We start from the raw sequence: 16,366 nt of genomic DNA, 5'->3' as shown, positions 1-16,366 counted from the left end.
AGAATACGCTGTAATGACTAGAGTACTTGTCTTTAGATGCTGTTTCTATGACAAAAGAAAAGCCTTTTTTCTCTTATGAGAAAAAGGCTTTTCTTTTCATTTTCTATTAAGAATTGTACAATAATACTATAGCATACTGGGAGGCATGTACAGTGACTGAACAAATTTCAATATTAATAGTTGATGATGAGGAAAGAATTCGTCGACTTATCAGAATGTATCTTGAGCGTGAAGGATACATAGTAGAAGAAGCAGAAAATGGAGAAGAAGCGGTAGAAAAAGCATTAACCAATGATTACCGCTGTATTCTTTTAGATATTATGATGCCGAAGAAAGATGGTTTAGAAGCCTGCGAGGAAATTCGTGAGAAGAAATCAACACCAATTATTTTATTAACAGCAAAAGGTGAAGAGGCTAATAGGGTCCAAGGTTTTGAAACTGGAGCGGACGATTATATTGTAAAGCCATTTAGCCCTCGGGAAGTAGTACTACGAGTAAAAGCTATTCTACGCAGATCGGCTGCCTTTTCACCCGTAACAGTGACATCGGTTTCGAAGGATTTAGTTGTGTTCCCGCATTTGACTATTGACAATGATGCACATCGCGTTTCAGCGGATGGCGTAGAAGTGAATCTAACACCGAAGGAATATGAATTGCTTTATTATTTGGCAAAAGCACCAGATAAAGTATTTGACCGAGAACAGCTATTGAAAGAAGTATGGCATTATGATTTCTTCGGTGATCTGCGTACAGTTGATACACATGTCAAAAGACTTCGTGAAAAATTAAATCGTGTATCGGAAAATGCTGCAAAAATGATTGTAACTGTTTGGGGAGTAGGCTATAAATTTGAGGTAGTGAATGATTAGGATATGGGGCAGTGTAGTCGGGAAGCTATGGGTAACCATATTGCTTCTCGTTTCATTTGTTTTATTTGTATTCACAGTATTGATGCTTGAATTTTTATCCAAATACCATACCCAACAATCTGAAGCCCTACTAAGACAAGAAGCAACTACCATCGCACGAGTCGTCGATGACCATAAATCGATTGCCTCTACTAAATCCATAATACATGATATATTAAGCGATGAAACAAATGCAGTTATTGCAGACAAGCCTGGTCATGATCTATTTTCTTTGCAAGAAGGGGTCAATTCAGAAAAGATTAAAGAACGGATTATTCGTGAAAAATCCTTCAATAAAGCTTTTACTTCATCTAAACCCATTGTGAAAGAAATGATGCTTCCTTCCTCGACCGAGAAGGACCATGTTGAATCGTATATTGTTTTAGCCTTTCCTTTAAATGTTGAGAAGATGGAGCATAGTGTCGTCTTTATCTATCAAAGTCCTGATGCAATCCATCGAACATCAAAAGAAACAACAAAGATTGTATTTCTATCAGCTATTATAGCTTTTCTATTAACAACTTTCTTTGCCTTTTTCTTATCAACGCGTATCACATCCCCTTTATTGAAAATTCGTGAAGCGGCGTTTGAATTAGCGAAGGGACACTTTGATAAAAAGGTACCGGTACTGCAAAATGACGAAATTGGTCAGCTAGGGATAGCCTTTAACCAAATGGGTAAGCAGCTCAAGCACCATATGGAAGTAATCAACCAAGAAAAAGAACAACTTTCAAGCATTCTAACTTCGATGACAGATGCTGTTATTACATTTAATAGTGAAAGAAGTATCATATTAAGCAACCCTCCCGCGGATCTCTTGCTTCAGAAATGGGCGATCAAAAAACGAGATGAACACCAATTGATCCCTAATGAAATTTACCATATGCTTGACCATGTCTTAGAAATGGAAGAAGTATTAAGAGAAGAGTTGGAAATGGAAGGGGCATATTTTTTAATCTCTATAAGCCCTCTCTATAGCGGCGATTCTGTTCGGGGGGCTGTTGCGGTGCTTCGTGATAAAACAGAAGAACATCGCTTGGATAAGTTGCGTTCTGACTTTATCGCAAATGTATCACATGAACTAAGAACGCCGATTGCTATGCTGCAAGGCTATAGTGAAGCTATTATCGATGATGTCGTATCTAGTGAGGAAGAACGGAATGAAATGATACGAATTATCTATGATGAATCACAGAGAATGGGTAGGTTGGTTACAGACTTGCTAGATTTGGCGAGGATGGAATCGGGGAACATCACCTTATATAAAGAAGTAGTACCTATTACGCCCGTGTTCGAACGAATTACCCAGAAATTTGTGCAAGCAGCAAGAGAAAAGCATATCACGCTAACCTACTCATCGTCATTTGATGATGTGACACTGATTAGTTTAGATGAAGACCGTATTGAGCAAGTCCTAACCAATTTAATTGACAATGCCATTCGCCATACAAGGGAAAAAGGTATAGTACAAGTTGTTGTCGATCAGCAGCAAGACTACGCGCGTATCCAAGTAAAGGATAATGGCGCAGGTATTCCAAAAGAAGACATAGAATATGTATTTGAGCGATTCTATAAGGCTGATAAAGCAAGAACTAGGGGAAAAGGCGGCACAGGATTAGGACTTGCGATTACTAAAAATATTATTGAAGCACATAAAGGAAGGATCTTGGTAGAAAGTGAAGTGGATGTGGGTACAAGTTTTATTTTCTACTTGCCGTTAGCCAAGATCAGTAAGTAAATTTTAATAGTTAAAAACGCCAGCATAAAGATGCTGGCGTTTTTTGTTACAACGAATGGTGCAACTCTCTTTACAAAGTTCTAAATCTCTTATATAGTGGAATTGTAATAAAAACATATTGATTCATCTTCGGGGCAGGGTGAAATTCCCGATCGGCGGTATTAGAGGCATTTTGACCTCTTGAGCCCGCGAGCCGTTAAGGCAGGACTTGGTGAGAATCCAGGGCCGACAGTATAGTCTGGATGGGAGAAGGTGAAGGTACGGTCGTCTGTGCATTTTTTTGTTGAATGCGAAGACGTTTATTTGACTATGCCTAACTCTCCCTTAAGCGAATTTTTGCTTAGGGGTTTATTTGTTCATAATCAAAACGGGCCTTTCCTCTTTTTGAAGTGAATCGCAAAAGGAGAGAAAAACGTTGAAGAACACACGTCTACAAAAAATGGTGACGATTGGAATGTTGAGCAGTATTTCATTTGTATTAATGATTTTTAACTTTCCATTGCCTCCATTCCCGGCTTTTCTAGAAGTCGACTTTAGTGATATCCCAGCTCTTTTGGCAACAATTACAATGGGACCTGTTGCAGGAATAACAGTAGAAGTCATCAAAAATGTGCTAGATTGGTTTTATAAAGGCAGCCCAACAGGTGTGCCAGTAGGACATTTGGCAAATATTACAACAGGTATATTATTTATTATGCCGGTTTACTTTGTATATAAACGTTTAACAACTACCAAAGGGCTTTCAACTGGATTAGTGGTCGGCACAATTTCAATGGCTATAGGAATGAGCGTTCTTAATTATTTCTTATTTATGCCGATGTATTCCTACTTTTTAAATGTACCAACTGAGACAGGAGCTGTCCTAACAAAAACAATTGTGACGGGTATATTGCCTTTTAATATTATTAAAGGTATTATCCTAACAGCTATCTTCTTACTTCTAGCTTCAAACATGAAAAAGTGGATACAAAAACAGCAAAAACAATATATGTAAAAATAGATTGCTAGCTTATGATAAATAAGCTAGCTTTTTTTTGTTTAATGGAGTTCGAGCTAATGAGCCCCTTTTTTCTTTAAATTATAGTATAATAGATAAGTCGTTTTAAAAGCCAAGATTTATCGGCGTCTAAAAATTACTGACCCCGTCTTAATATCTTGTAAATATGAAAGATAGGTGAAATAAATGAAATATCAAGTTTTATTATATTATTTCTATACAAAAATCGAAGATCCTGCGCAATTTGCTCAGGAGCATCTAGCATACTGCCAATCAAATGAATTAAAAGGCCGTATATTGGTTGCTCCAGAAGGAATCAATGGTACACTTTCTGGAACTGTAGAAGCTACAAATGCATATATGGATTATATGCGAAACAATCCACTTTTTGATGGAATTGTTTTTAAAATAGATGAAGCAGAGGGCCATGCCTTTAAAAAAATGCATGTACGTCCGAAAGATGAATTGGTGAATCTCCATTTAGAAGAAGATATTAATCCAAATGAATTAACCGGTGAATATTTAGAACCAGCAGAGTTTTTGAAAAGAATGCAAGAAGATAATACAGTTGTGATAGATGCACGTAACACATATGAATATGATCTGGGGCATTTTAGAGGTGCCATTCGTCCAGATATTCAAACATTCCGCGAATTGCCAGAGTGGATTAATGAAAATAAAGAGCAATTTGAAGGTAAGCAAATCTTGACATATTGCACGGGCGGCATTCGTTGTGAAAAATTCTCTGGATGGATGAAGAGAGAAGGCTTTGACAATGTGGCTCAGCTTCACGGAGGCATTGTCACATATGGTAAAGATGAAGTAGCTAAAGGACAATTATGGGATGGCCAATGCTATGTGTTCGATGAACGAATTGCGGTTCCAGTTAACCAAGTAGAACATGTCATCGTTGGTAGAGACCACTTTGATGGTGAACCTTGTGAGCGTTATATAAATTGTGCAAATCCTGAATGCAATAAACAAATCTTATGTTCGGAAGAAAATGAAGATAAGCATCTAGGTGGTTGTACGCATGAATGTAGGGTGCATCCAAGAAACCGTTATATTGCTAAACATCAATTAACTGAAAGTGAAGTACTAGATCGTCTAGCACAAATTGGCGAAACGATTGCTAAATAGATATTGAAAAAAGCAAAACGCACAGGGCGTTTTGCTTTTTTTTATAACTATTTTTTATTCTTAAAATATTGAAGAATAAATTGTCGGAATTGCTTAGCACCTGGAGATAGATAACGTTCTAAAGACCAAGCCATCCCAATGACCCTTTCTAATTTTAAATCGCTAATTTTTATTTTTGCCATCCTATTTGGATTTATTTCTTCTCCGTCAGGCAATATGGAAACACCTAATCCTGCGGCCACGAAACCTGCTACCGTGGCTACCTCATCCCCTTCAAATGTAATTGTCGGAGTTAAGCCTGCTTGATTTAGCGCTTCATCAATCTGAATGCGCAAGGCATATCCCTTTTTAAGCAATACGAAAGGTTCGTTGGCCAACTCAAATATGGTAATAGTTTTACGATCGGCAAGCGGGTGTGATATTGGTACTATAGCATATAGCTCTTCACGCCAAAGCTCCATCCATTCTATAGGTTTTTCTACATTCATTTCAGCGAGCAGACACAGGTCTAGTTCCCCGGATTTTAGTTGCTTAAGCTGTGAGTGAGTGTGATTTTGCTTTAGGACAAAATGAATATTTGGAAACTGTTTTCTAAAATGCATAATTAAATCTGGCACTACATTTGTGCCAAGTGTATGTAAAAAGCCTAGATATACTTCTCCGTGATTCGGATTAATTAGTTCTTGAATTTCATGGAGCCCATCTTGATATTCTCGCATAATATTGTGCACACGTTTAACAAATATTTCGCCATACCTATTTAGCTTGATGGAACGGCCCTGTCTTTCAAATAAAGGAACCCCCAACTCCATTTCTAACCTAGCTATTGATCGGCTTAGTGCTGGTTGGGAAATAGACAATTTCTCGGCTGCTTTGGTCATATGCTGGATTTTAGCCAACACCTGAAAATATTCTAACTGTTGCCATTCCATTAGACTTCGCTCCTCTTACCCTTGATTTAATTATAGTAACATATCTACAGCCTTTTTCGCTTTGTTAAGGGATGAATAAAAGGTTGTGAATCCTATTTAAAAAATGGAATAAAAACAATATAAAAGACTTATAGGAAAGTAAGTGATATAATTTGTAGAAGAAAATAGAAGAAAAGAATATTATGACAAATATGTAACATCCGTTACGCTTCTATTAAATGCCATCAAAAGACCTATACAAACGCTTTATTCATGATAATATAAGTAATGGTAAATAACGCATATAAAGAAAATTAGGGAAATGAGTTGATTTAGATTGAATAAACGCACAAAATGGGGTCGCACTGCTATAGCAACCCTTGCACTGTCATGCGGCTTTATGTACACAACGCAACAACCAATTGATGTAAATGCAAAAACATCCGCGCAGATGATTCAAAAGAAAGCATCCATCGATCATAAAATTAACCTCTTAAATAAAGAAATTAAACAACTACAAAAACAACTAGACAAAAAACAAGCTGAATATGAAAAAACTTTACAAGAAATAGCAGAAACAAACAATGAGATTGCAAAAACTGAAAAAACGATAAATGAACGCTCAAAGATTATTGAGGACCGTCTAAAAGCATACCAAAATCAAGATCGCACATTCAGTCCATACCTAAATGCTATTTTAGGTGCAGATAACTTTGCGGATGCTGTAAGCCGTACTGTTTCTGTAAAAACCATTTTAGATGCAGACCAAAACTTATTAGATGAACAGAAAAAAGACAAAGCTAAGCTTGCTAAAGAAAAACACAATTTGCAAGAGAAGCAATCTAAGCTACAAAACCAATTCCAAGAAATGCAGGAAGAAGAAAATAGATTAGAAACAAAAAAAGCTGAAAACAAAGCAAAATCTCTAAAATTGAAAGAACAAATTGCAACGAAGAAAGAACAAGAAAGACTTGAAAGAGAACGTAAAAAGCGTGAAAGAGAAGCAAGACGCTTAAAAGCTCTTCAAGAAAAGCAATTCTTACAAGCTAAAAAAGCAAAAGAAGCACAACAAGCTCAAGAAGCCGAAGCAGTAAAATCTGCACAGGTCAGCAAAACAAGCAATAATACGGTAAAAGCTGAAAGCGTACCTCAACAGAATAATGTTGGCTCATCAGGTAATGCTGGCAATGGTAACAATGGTGCAAAAGTAACCGATAGTGATCAAAAAGCACCTTCTGTATCAGGTTCTGGTTCAGCTAAAGCTGCAATAGCTGAAGCTAGTAAATATTTAGGACGAGCTTATGTATGGGGAGGAAGTAATCCATCTACAGGATTTGATTGCTCTGGTCTAACTCAATGGGCCTTCAAACAAGCAGGCGTTAGCTTGCCGCGAACAGCTGCTCAGCAATATATAGCTACCAAAAAAATTAGTGCAAGTGAAGCGAAAGCAGGAGACCTTGTGTTCTTTAGTTATGGACAAGGGATCGCTCATGTCGGTATTTATTTGGGTGGCGGAAGAATGCTAGATGCCCAAAATAATGGTGTTGTAACTGAATCTCTAGATTGGTGGAACCAATATTTAGTTGGATACGGCCGCATTTCTGGTGTCAACTAATATAATATTGTCCACTCTCAAACTTACTTTTCGCTAATCATATAGATATGTTAATAGGGAAGATGAACCAATAATTATATAGCACTCTAAAATCCCATAGATATTTTAACTCTTGAATTAGCCTTCTCTTATGAAGGCTTTTTCTTTTTATACCCTGTAGGAAAAGATTTAAAACAAAATTGAACGGGTAAGATACTATGTAGATAATTTTAGAAGAATATATGGTAAAGTAATCTATAAGTTAGTAGTTAATACATATCCTAGGAGGTATAATATATGGATTTAATGGAGAATTTGCAGTTAAAGTATCCGATTGTGCAAGCCCCGATGGCTGGAGTGACCACTCCTGAAATGGTAGCAGCGAGCTCAAATGGAGGAATCTTAGGATCTATTGGTGCAGGCTATTTAAACGCAGAGGTGACCAGAGCTTTTATTCAGGCTGTCAAGGAAAAAACGGATAAGCCGTTTGCTGTCAATTTATTTATTCCCAATTTTGTAGAAACGACAACAGAAGAACTGGAAGAAGCTTATAATGTGTTAAAGCCGTATCGTAAGAAATTGATGATTGCGGAAGAAGGAGCTCCATTATCTGCCACAGATTTTGATGGACAGATTGATGTCATTATAGAAGAAGGCGTAAAAGTTTGTTCTTTCACGTTTGGCGTACCATCTGAGAATCTCTTAGATAGACTAAAGCAACATGGCATTTATACAATCGGGACAGCTACGACAATTAAAGAAGCCTTATACATTCAGGAGTTGGGAATGGATGCGGTTGTACTACAAGGTGAGGAAGCAGGGGGACATAGAGGTTCATTTATAGAACCTATAGAGTTTATCCCGCTCAAACAACTATTGAACGAAGCGCAAGAAGTGATCCATATTCCTAAAATAGCAGCAGGAGGTATTGCAACTAAAGCCCAAATGGAAGAAGTGCTCTCTTTAGGTGCACAAGCGGCACAAATCGGTACGGCCTTCATTGTCAGTGAAGAAAGTGGTGCAGCTTCAATTTATAAAAAACAGATTTTGTTAGCAGATGAAGACAATACTGCCTATACAAAGGCTTTTTCAGGGAAATATGCAAGGGGTATAGAAAATGACTTTATGGTCTTTATGGAGGGAAATACGATTGCCCCATATCCTTATCAAAATGATTTAACTAAAAATATTCGTCTTCGGGCGGCAGAGCTAGATATGTATAGTTTAATGGCAATGTGGGCCGGAACAAGTTTGCATCTAGCTAACGAGGGAACGGTGCAAGATATTATAGATCGACTAACCAAGTGATCGTCTTAAGATAAGTGCGTTCATTGGATAGAAAATAAAAAACTGCTTCACCCAATGTTAATATTGGATGAAGCAGTTTTTAGTATTATTAGATGCCAAGAATATGATAACCGCTATCGACATAAATAACTTCTCCTGTAATACCACTTGATAATTGGCTAAGCATAACAACGGTCATTTTTGCCACTTCTTCAAGTGTCACATTACGTTTTAATGGAGCAGATTCTTCAATTTTATTTAAGATAGTATTGAATGAAGGCACCCCTTTAGCAGCGAGTGTTTTGATGGCTCCAGCTGAGATAGCATTTACGCGGATACCGTCAGTGCCTACATCTGCAGCTAAATAACGAACAGATGCTTCTAAAGCAGCTTTAGCAACGCCCATGACATTGTAACCCTCAAGTACACGTTCTGCACCTAAGTAAGTCATAGTGACAATCGAGCCGCCTTCAGTCATAAATGGACGAGCAGCGTTTGCAACAGCGATCAAGGAGTAAGCGCTTGTATCTTGTGCAAAAGCATATCCTTCGCGAGATGTTTCAACAAAACGATTTTTTAAATCTTCTGCATGTGCAAAGGCAACAGAATGGACAATCCCATGAATTGTACCTACTTTTTCAGAAATTTCGTTGAATGCCTGCTGTATACTTTCATCGCTATTTACATCACATTGAATTAATAGTGGTTGAATATCCTCATAGTTTGCAAGTTGTTTCTCTAGTTTTTTTAAAGAACGTTCTTTACGGTATGTAAAGATGACATTAGCGCCGACTTCAATCAATGCTTTGGCTGTACCCCATGCAATACTTCTGTCATTTGCTACGCCCATCACGACGATATTTTTATCTTTTAGTTGAAATAGATTATCCATCGTACCCTCCTATAATAGTTGCTATTAATACCAGATACTAAAAATTGTAACCTATCTATTAAAAGAATGCAATCGTGAAATATAACCTTCTTTGTAGAACGAATTTATAGCAGTTTTTATAAATGATGAATTTGTGTACATTCATTACTATAGAAAAAGTTGTTGAAAAATGATAAAAAGAGCACCGAATTAGGTTCGATACTCTTTTATCTATAACGTTATATAATTATTCATATTTAAGCGGGTCGCCTTCAAAAGACTCCTCTGCTACTTTGATCGAATCTGTTGGACACCCTTCGAAAGCATCCTCCATATCTTCCATCAAATCTTCTGGAACTACAGCTGTTCCCGTGTTATCATCTAAAATAACGAAGGCAATTCCTTCATCATCGTAATCGTAAATATCCGGTGCTGCCGCCCCACATGCACCGCAAGCAATACATGTATCTTGGTCAACGATGGTAAATTTAGCCATTATACTTCTCTCCTTTACTATCAATCCCAATAGCTTCTTACTTATTCTAAAACGCTTTTCCTCACATTTCAACCTAAATCACTTTAAATGGAGGAATAATCATGTATATACAACAAGTACTATTATCTATTTTTTCTTCAATGAATGGTCAGCGTTCTTCAAAAGCAGCCCTTCATTTGTTAAGGGGGAAGAGGTCAGGTCAGACGATTCAAGATGTAGGGACATTTCACCTTCACAAATATTTTGGTATCCTGCCGAAACTTTCTAAAAATACCTTTACTGATGAATTAAATCAATTAATTGATGCAGGCTGGGTTCATATAAATGATGGACAACAAGCAATTATAACAGCAAGAGGGAAGACGCTTCTTCAGCAATCTAAAGAGTTACTTTTTAATGGATGGTACTATCGTGGCAATGAACACATCTTTTTTAAGCGACTTTCGCTTGTAGTGCAAACTTTGTCGCATTTTCATGCAGGAGACTATCGTTTCATGCCACTCCAGAAAGATGAGGAAATTCAACACTTTGTAAAGCAGTTTTTAATGGGAAAGCCATATAAAGAGACTAATTTTAAAAACCAATTCAGAGATGAGTTGGAAGAATCTATCCAACAATTGCCGATAGATGATAAGCACAAGTTAACGATTGTTTTACGAATAACAGGGTATCGTTTATCAGGCTGGACATGGCAACAATTGGCGGAAGAGTTTGATGCAACTGAGTTAGATATGCAATTAATATTAATCGAGTCGTTACATATTTGGCTGGACGACCTGTATGCAAAGCGCAATCAATATCCCTTTTTACATCAACTGGCTGCAGGAATAAGGCTTGAAAATGTTTTAAATGATTCCACAAAGAAAACCGCAGATTTATATTATAATGGCTATACACCAGACCAAATCGCACAAGTCCGATCATTAAAAATCAGCACAATTGAGGACCATTTTGTAGAGATGGCAATGAATGATATAGATTTTCCACTCAATCAATTTATTAGCGAAGAGGATGCAAATAAAGCAAGAGATGTAATGCGACAGACTGGGAGCAAAAAATTAAAAGTTATACGTGAAAGTATTCCGCATTTGTCTTATTTCCAAATTCGATTAGTGATGGCGATCAAAGGAGGTTGAGCTTATGAAACTTGAAGATATTCTTTATCGGCATTTTGGTTATGAGGCGTTCAGAGAAGGACAAAAGGAAGTAATAGAAGCAATTTTAGAAGGACGAGATGCAGTGGCGCTACTGCCAACAGGAATGGGCAAGTCATTATGCTATCAGCTTCCGGGATATATATTAAATGGTCCCATTTTAATTATTTCTCCATTGCTCTCATTGATGCAAGACCAGGTAGATTCATTAAAAAGATTTGGAGAAAAGAGAGTGATAGCTCTCAATTCTTTTTTACAAGGCAGTGAAAAGTTACATGCACTTCAACGAATAGCTACTTATCGATATATATTTATATCTCCTGAAATGCTTGCAACCGACTCAATCCAGCGTGTTTTTCAAAAGATAGATTTCTCGCTCATTGTTGTAGACGAGGCGCACTGTATTTCTCAATGGGGATTTGATTTCCGCCCAGATTATTTGAAGATTGCCAGTTGGATTCCTAAGAGAAACAGACCCCCAATATTAGCCTTAAGTGCGACTGCTACAGAACAAGTGGTAATTGATATTAAAACATATTTGAAAATGATTCACCCATTTGAATATATCCACTCTGTTGAAAGGCCTAATATTCATTATGATGTCATTAATCTTCCTAGCGTTGATGAAAAACTACCATGGATTATTAATCATGTTGTGCAAACCGAGGGGCCAGGTATCATTTATACACAATCGCGAAAAAAAACGCTTCTTTATGCTGATGAGCTTCAAAAAAAACAGATTAGAGCAGCCGCTTACCACGCTGGAATGGAGATGGAAGATAGGCAGTTCATCCAACAGCAATTTCAATCAGGAGAATTAGAGTGGATATGTGCTACAACTGCATTTGGTATGGGAATCCATAAAGATAATGTATACCAAGTCCTGCACGACCATATACCTGCCACAATGGCGAATTATATGCAAGAGGTTGGAAGGGCAGGGCGTGATGGGAAAGATGCGCTTGCCATCTTGGTACACAGTCCAAAGGATGAAGATCATACCCGCTTTATCGTGACAGAGGATTTGCCTAGTTCATACCATGTGGAAGTATTTAAGGAATATCAACGTCTAGAACAAGATCCCAAAAAAATGATTGATTTAAACCAAATTAGCGAAACGGTTTATCGTGTTTTGTCATATTGGATGACACAATTGCCAGCGGAAAAGGTTATCCAAAAGTTAGAAGATTTACGCAGACAAAAGGTAGAGCAAATCAGAGAGGTTGCAAACTTTGTAGAAGCTCAAAAATGTATGCGAGAAGGATTAGTTTCCTATTTTGGACAATCGTTGGAAGAGAAGCCGCCAAACTGCTGCCATTTTTGCGGCATTAATCACCAAGACATTGTCGCAAAAAGAGAATTTCATCCTGTATCAAGAAATCGACCATCATGGCAAGAACGGTTACAGGCACTTATGCCCTAGTAAGTTCGTTCATTTACAAGTACCTATTAATTCGTCATAATAGGAGAATAGAAGTTTTATTGAAATGGGGGATTTCCATGCCTCAAGATGATTACCGAGGAAAAATTGAAGAACATAGACAGGCAATTTATATTGAGCCGGAAGAAGAAGAGAAAAATCCTTCTAGAATGAAAAGAAGACATCAAAACGATGAGGGTAAGCAGAAAAAAAATCAAAGCAAACCTAAATTGCTAACAGCATTAGCAATTGTCTTTATATTAATTCCTATTTCCACCTTGATATATTTTAGTACTCTCTCACATGATAACAGTCATGAGAAAGCGGAAATAGAGAGTGACAGTGGTGTCCATATTGAGACCAATAGCGAGAAAGAAAAAGTAACTACTCAAGCGTCAAAAAAAGAGGAACAGGAGCAGCTAAAGAAGGAACAAGCCGCTCAAAAAGAAGCAGACCGAATAAATGCTGAAAAAGTGAAAAAAGAACAAGCTGCAAATGCCAAGCTTGAAGCACAAAAAGAGAAAGAAGAACAAGCCGCAAATGCAGAACTTGAAGCACAAAAAGTGAAGCAGCAACAGTTATATGAAGAAGCAAAGGCAGCTGGACGTCTCTATAATGTGAAGTCTGGCGAAACAATCGAAAGTATAGCAGTCCAGTTCTATGGCAGTGCAGCCGGAATTCCGATTATACAAGAAGCAAACGGTATTACAGGAAATAACGTTGCGCCAGGAACAACAATTGCAATACCAGCCCAAAAATAAATAAGATATTACATTAACTTTGATTTATTTTAGGCTAAATTCCTCTATATCTTGTAAATCGAGTCTGATTAAAGGACTTCACCTCAATTATTGTCAATTCAATTGAGGTGGGCAAAAGTCCGTCAACAAAAAATGCTTATAATTTAAAAGAGTGCGGGTATGTGGTAGAGGGCGCATGCCTGTTTTTTTATGGTATCCAGGCGTATAATGTACAATTAGACAATACTGTAAACTTAATATTGATTGTTTAAAGTTGCATATAGAGCTATCTCTGAAACAGAAAGAAATTTACAAGGAGTGACATTGTAGTGCTACAAGAAGAAGCGATAATTGTAGGCGGCGGTCCATGTGGCTTAGCTGCGGCTATTTCATTAAAACAGATTGGGCTAAATCCCATTATTATTGAGAAGGGAAATATCGTCAATTCGATTTATAACTATCCTACGCATCAAACGTTTTTTAGTTCAAGCGAAAAATTAGGAATTGGTGATATACCTTTCATAACTGAACAACAAAAACCAAAGCGAAATCAAGCATTGGTCTACTACCGTGAAGTTGTAAAAAGAAAAGACCTAAATATTCATCGCTTCGAAAGAGTTGAACAAGTAACGCCAAATGAGGGCAAATTTATTGTGAAAACAGATTTGGCTGAATATGAAACACCCTATGTTGTCATTGCAACAGGATATTATGACCATCCCAATTATATGAACATACCGGGGGAAGAGTTACCAAAAGTGTATCATTATTTTAAGGAGGGCCATCCCTTCTTTGATACGGACGTTTTGATTATTGGAGGTAAGAATTCTGCGATAGATGCAGGTCTAGAACTCCATAAAGCAGGTGCTCGTGTAACAGTTGCCTACCGCGGAGCGGAATACTCGCCGAGCATTAAACCATGGGTATTGCCAGATTTCGAAGCTCTTGTACGCAATGGCGAGATAAATATGATGTTTAATACACTCGTAAAAGAGATTACAGAGGATGAAGTAATATTATTGCAGGAAGGTAAAGAAGTTACTGTGAAGAATGACTTTGTATTCGCGATGACAGGGTACCATCCTGACCATTCATTTATTCAAAAAATGGGCGTAACGGAAGACAAAGCAACTGGTCGCCCTACATTTAATCCGGAGTCCATGGAAACAAATGTGCCGGGGTTATACATTGCAGGTGTGATTGCAGCAGGCAATAATGCTAATGAAATTTTTATTGAAAATGGAAAGCTGCATGGAGACTTAATCGCAAAATCAATTAAAGAAAAACGCTAAAATAAATAACTAGGATTTTGTCATAAGTAAATATATATGATGTCCTAGCTTTAACAAAGCTATATTGGTTTTCTTTAGGTTGTATTGTTAAACAAATAATTGCTGTAAAAATTAAAAGACAGATTTACTCTACAAATGTGTAGAATAAATCTGTCTTTTGGATTTTATAATTTGTGAATTAAAACTGAACTAAGCCAGTCCTAGGGTGATCTTTTATGAATTAGATAACTTCAATTGATATTTTATAAGTATATTTTTTATGAACGATGCTCCTGCTGCCACCATTATTGTAACAAGAAGTATCCCAAATCCCATTACTGCAATTATTGGCGGTAGTGCATTTGCATAGTCAAGTATAAAGATTCCTAAGACATAGAAGACAATAATAACAAATGCACTGTATTTTATTCGATTTAATCCCTGAACAATGCGACTAGGATTGATAGATTGATACTCAATAATTTGAATCATAATCAGTGTCTCATATATCGCATAAAAAAAGGGCAGCGCTGTCGCATACATTCCTAATAAAACAGGATATTTTAGATATGTTACTTCTGGATGTATTAATACGGTTTCCTGGGCTACCTTCGGTAAAACAAACACACATAATAACAAAATGATTGTACCTATTAAAATGGTGACTGAACTTAAAATGGTGGAATTGATTTTTTGCATAGTATTCCCCCTTTTTTATATTTACCTTTATATTATAACGTATGAAAATTCAGAAAGTTCATCTGCTGAACATAAAGTAAAAAGAAATCCTGCAAAAACAGGATTTCCATATAATTTTTGATGAATGATGTATTTAGATGAAGAATTTCTTAACATTAATTGGTTTTTCCTCTTGGTTGAGACCGATCATTAACTTTAAGCGAGCCTTTTGTCCGCTTAAACCTGTTGCGAAAATAACGCCCATATCTTCTAGCATTCTGCCGCCACCTTCATATCCATATACACCTTGCGCAATGCCATTAAAACAACGTGATACTAGAACAACTGGAATGCCGTGTTGTATTAATTTTTCTATAGTAGGCAGTATTGCAGGAGGAACATTGCCTTGTCCTAGTCCTTCTAATACTACACCATCATAATTGCAATCAATTGCTGAATGAAGAAGGTCTGCATCCATTCCTGCATATATTTTAAATAACGCAACTTTTTTATTCAGGCTATTTACTTCGACGTATTCTCTTTTCATTGGTGCTTGTTGAAAGTGGATTAATGTCTTTGTCACTAATCCAAGCGGGCCATACTGCGGTGACTGGAAAGTGGAAACAGAGCTTGTAGATGTTTTTGTAACATTTACAGCTGAATGAAGCTCATCGTTCATCACCACAAGTACGCCTTTATTTCTTGCTTGATCAGACGAAGCAACTCTAACAGCTTCTACCAAGTTATAAACACCATCAGCACCTAGCTCATTTGATGAACGCATGGCACCTGTCAGTACGATCGGCATTTCTAAATTTGTTGTTAATTCTAAGAAATAAGCTGTCTCTTCTAACGTATCTGTGCCGTGGGTAATTACAACTCCGTCAACCGTATTTTTCTTAATGGTATCTATGATTAAATTGCGCAATTCAAGCATCTTTTTCGGTGTTATATGTGGCGATGGTAGATTGAAAGCTTCTATTTCAATTAGATCTGCAATCATCTCCAGTTTTTTGCTTTCTTGCATTAAGGGATTGTTTGTATCTGGGATGACACCTCCATCCTCACTCATATGCATGGATATAGTGCCTCCTGTATGAATAAGCAAAACTTTTTTCTTCATAAAGTCCTCCTCGAAATTTCCTGTCATATCTTATAAAA

Annotated in this window: 15 protein-coding genes and 1 riboswitch; of the genes, 10 read left to right on the top strand and 5 right to left on the bottom strand. The window is 37.0% G+C overall.

Features of this window, described 5'->3' with window-relative positions; all coding sequences use genetic code 11:
- Positions 1-152 precede the first annotated feature (152 nt).
- From RST01_RS03120 to trhO, 4 genes are all read left to right on the top strand, one after another.
- Complete coding sequence (locus RST01_RS03120) at positions 153-869, top strand: response regulator transcription factor (RefSeq protein ID WP_066785966.1); 717 nt, start codon at positions 153-155, stop codon at positions 867-869.
- The gene (locus RST01_RS03115; RefSeq protein ID WP_147193988.1) at positions 862-2,646 is read left to right on the top strand and encodes an ATP-binding protein; all 1,785 of its coding nucleotides are present in this window, start codon (positions 862-864) and stop codon (positions 2,644-2,646) included. Before RST01_RS03120 ends, RST01_RS03115 begins: the two co-directional genes overlap by 8 nt.
- Before the next feature lie 121 nt (positions 2,647-2,767).
- A riboswitch (FMN riboswitch) is annotated at positions 2,768-2,904 on the top strand.
- A 157-nt stretch (positions 2,905-3,061) separates the two neighbouring features.
- Complete coding sequence (locus RST01_RS03110) at positions 3,062-3,640, top strand: ECF transporter S component (protein WP_066785971.1); 579 nt, start codon at positions 3,062-3,064, stop codon at positions 3,638-3,640.
- A 189-nt stretch (positions 3,641-3,829) separates the two neighbouring features.
- The gene (gene trhO, locus RST01_RS03105; RefSeq protein WP_066785974.1) at positions 3,830-4,783 is read left to right on the top strand and encodes an oxygen-dependent tRNA uridine(34) hydroxylase TrhO; all 954 of its coding nucleotides are present in this window, start codon (positions 3,830-3,832) and stop codon (positions 4,781-4,783) included.
- Between the two features lie 47 nt (positions 4,784-4,830).
- On the opposite strand, the gene RST01_RS03100 is transcribed toward trhO, so the two are convergent.
- Positions 4,831-5,715 carry a LysR family transcriptional regulator gene (locus RST01_RS03100; protein ID WP_066785977.1) on the bottom strand — a complete coding sequence of 295 codons (885 nt, stop codon included), beginning with the start codon at positions 5,713-5,715 and terminating at the stop codon, positions 4,831-4,833.
- Positions 5,716-6,031: 316 nt separating this feature from the next.
- Between RST01_RS03100 and RST01_RS03095 the strand changes: the two genes are divergently transcribed.
- Both RST01_RS03095 and RST01_RS03090 read left to right on the top strand, forming a co-directional pair.
- On the top strand, positions 6,032-7,309 hold the full coding sequence (locus RST01_RS03095) for a C40 family peptidase (RefSeq protein WP_244946634.1): 1,278 nt from the start codon (positions 6,032-6,034) through the stop codon (positions 7,307-7,309).
- 276 nt (positions 7,310-7,585) lie between these two features.
- Positions 7,586-8,596, top strand: coding sequence for an NAD(P)H-dependent flavin oxidoreductase (locus tag RST01_RS03090; protein ID WP_147193986.1), 1,011 nt, complete (start codon positions 7,586-7,588; stop codon positions 8,594-8,596).
- An 88-nt stretch (positions 8,597-8,684) separates the two neighbouring features.
- Here the strand turns inward: RST01_RS03090 and fabI are convergent, their stop codons facing one another.
- Both fabI and RST01_RS03080 read right to left on the bottom strand, forming a co-directional pair.
- Positions 8,685-9,467, bottom strand: coding sequence for an enoyl-ACP reductase FabI (gene fabI, locus RST01_RS03085; protein ID WP_147193984.1), 783 nt, complete (start codon positions 9,465-9,467; stop codon positions 8,685-8,687).
- Positions 9,468-9,693: 226 nt separating this feature from the next.
- On the bottom strand, positions 9,694-9,942 hold the full coding sequence (locus RST01_RS03080; protein WP_147193982.1) for a ferredoxin: 249 nt from the start codon (positions 9,940-9,942) through the stop codon (positions 9,694-9,696).
- Between the two features lie 101 nt (positions 9,943-10,043).
- Between RST01_RS03080 and RST01_RS03075 the strand changes: the two genes are divergently transcribed.
- The 4 genes from RST01_RS03075 to RST01_RS03060 all read left to right on the top strand — a co-directional run bounded on the left by RST01_RS03075 (position 10,044) and on the right by RST01_RS03060 (position 14,548).
- Positions 10,044-11,078 carry a YpbB family protein gene (locus tag RST01_RS03075; RefSeq protein WP_147193980.1) on the top strand — a complete coding sequence of 345 codons (1,035 nt, stop codon included), beginning with the start codon at positions 10,044-10,046 and terminating at the stop codon, positions 11,076-11,078.
- A 4-nt stretch (positions 11,079-11,082) separates the two neighbouring features.
- Positions 11,083-12,519, top strand: coding sequence for a RecQ family ATP-dependent DNA helicase (locus RST01_RS03070; RefSeq protein WP_147193978.1), 1,437 nt, complete (start codon positions 11,083-11,085; stop codon positions 12,517-12,519).
- Between the two features lie 77 nt (positions 12,520-12,596).
- Positions 12,597-13,277 carry a LysM peptidoglycan-binding domain-containing protein gene (locus tag RST01_RS03065; protein ID WP_184117505.1) on the top strand — a complete coding sequence of 227 codons (681 nt, stop codon included), beginning with the start codon at positions 12,597-12,599 and terminating at the stop codon, positions 13,275-13,277.
- Between the two features lie 308 nt (positions 13,278-13,585).
- The gene (locus tag RST01_RS03060; RefSeq protein WP_147193974.1) at positions 13,586-14,548 is read left to right on the top strand and encodes a YpdA family putative bacillithiol disulfide reductase; all 963 of its coding nucleotides are present in this window, start codon (positions 13,586-13,588) and stop codon (positions 14,546-14,548) included.
- Positions 14,549-14,761: 213 nt separating this feature from the next.
- Here RST01_RS03060 and RST01_RS03055 read toward each other — a convergent pair whose 3' ends face one another.
- Positions 14,762-15,226 carry a DUF2975 domain-containing protein gene (locus tag RST01_RS03055; protein WP_147193973.1) on the bottom strand — a complete coding sequence of 155 codons (465 nt, stop codon included), beginning with the start codon at positions 15,224-15,226 and terminating at the stop codon, positions 14,762-14,764.
- Between the two features lie 133 nt (positions 15,227-15,359).
- Positions 15,360-16,328 (bottom strand): asparaginase, encoded by a 969-nt coding sequence (locus RST01_RS03050; RefSeq protein WP_147193971.1) that lies wholly within the window; start codon positions 16,326-16,328, stop codon positions 15,360-15,362.
- Positions 16,329-16,366: the final 38 nt, after the last annotated feature.

This window comes from Rummeliibacillus stabekisii (assembly GCF_007988965.1).
GTDB classification, from domain to species: Bacteria; Bacillota; Bacilli; order Bacillales_A; family Planococcaceae; genus Rummeliibacillus; species Rummeliibacillus stabekisii.
This window is presented reverse-complemented; position numbering and strand designations above follow the sequence as displayed.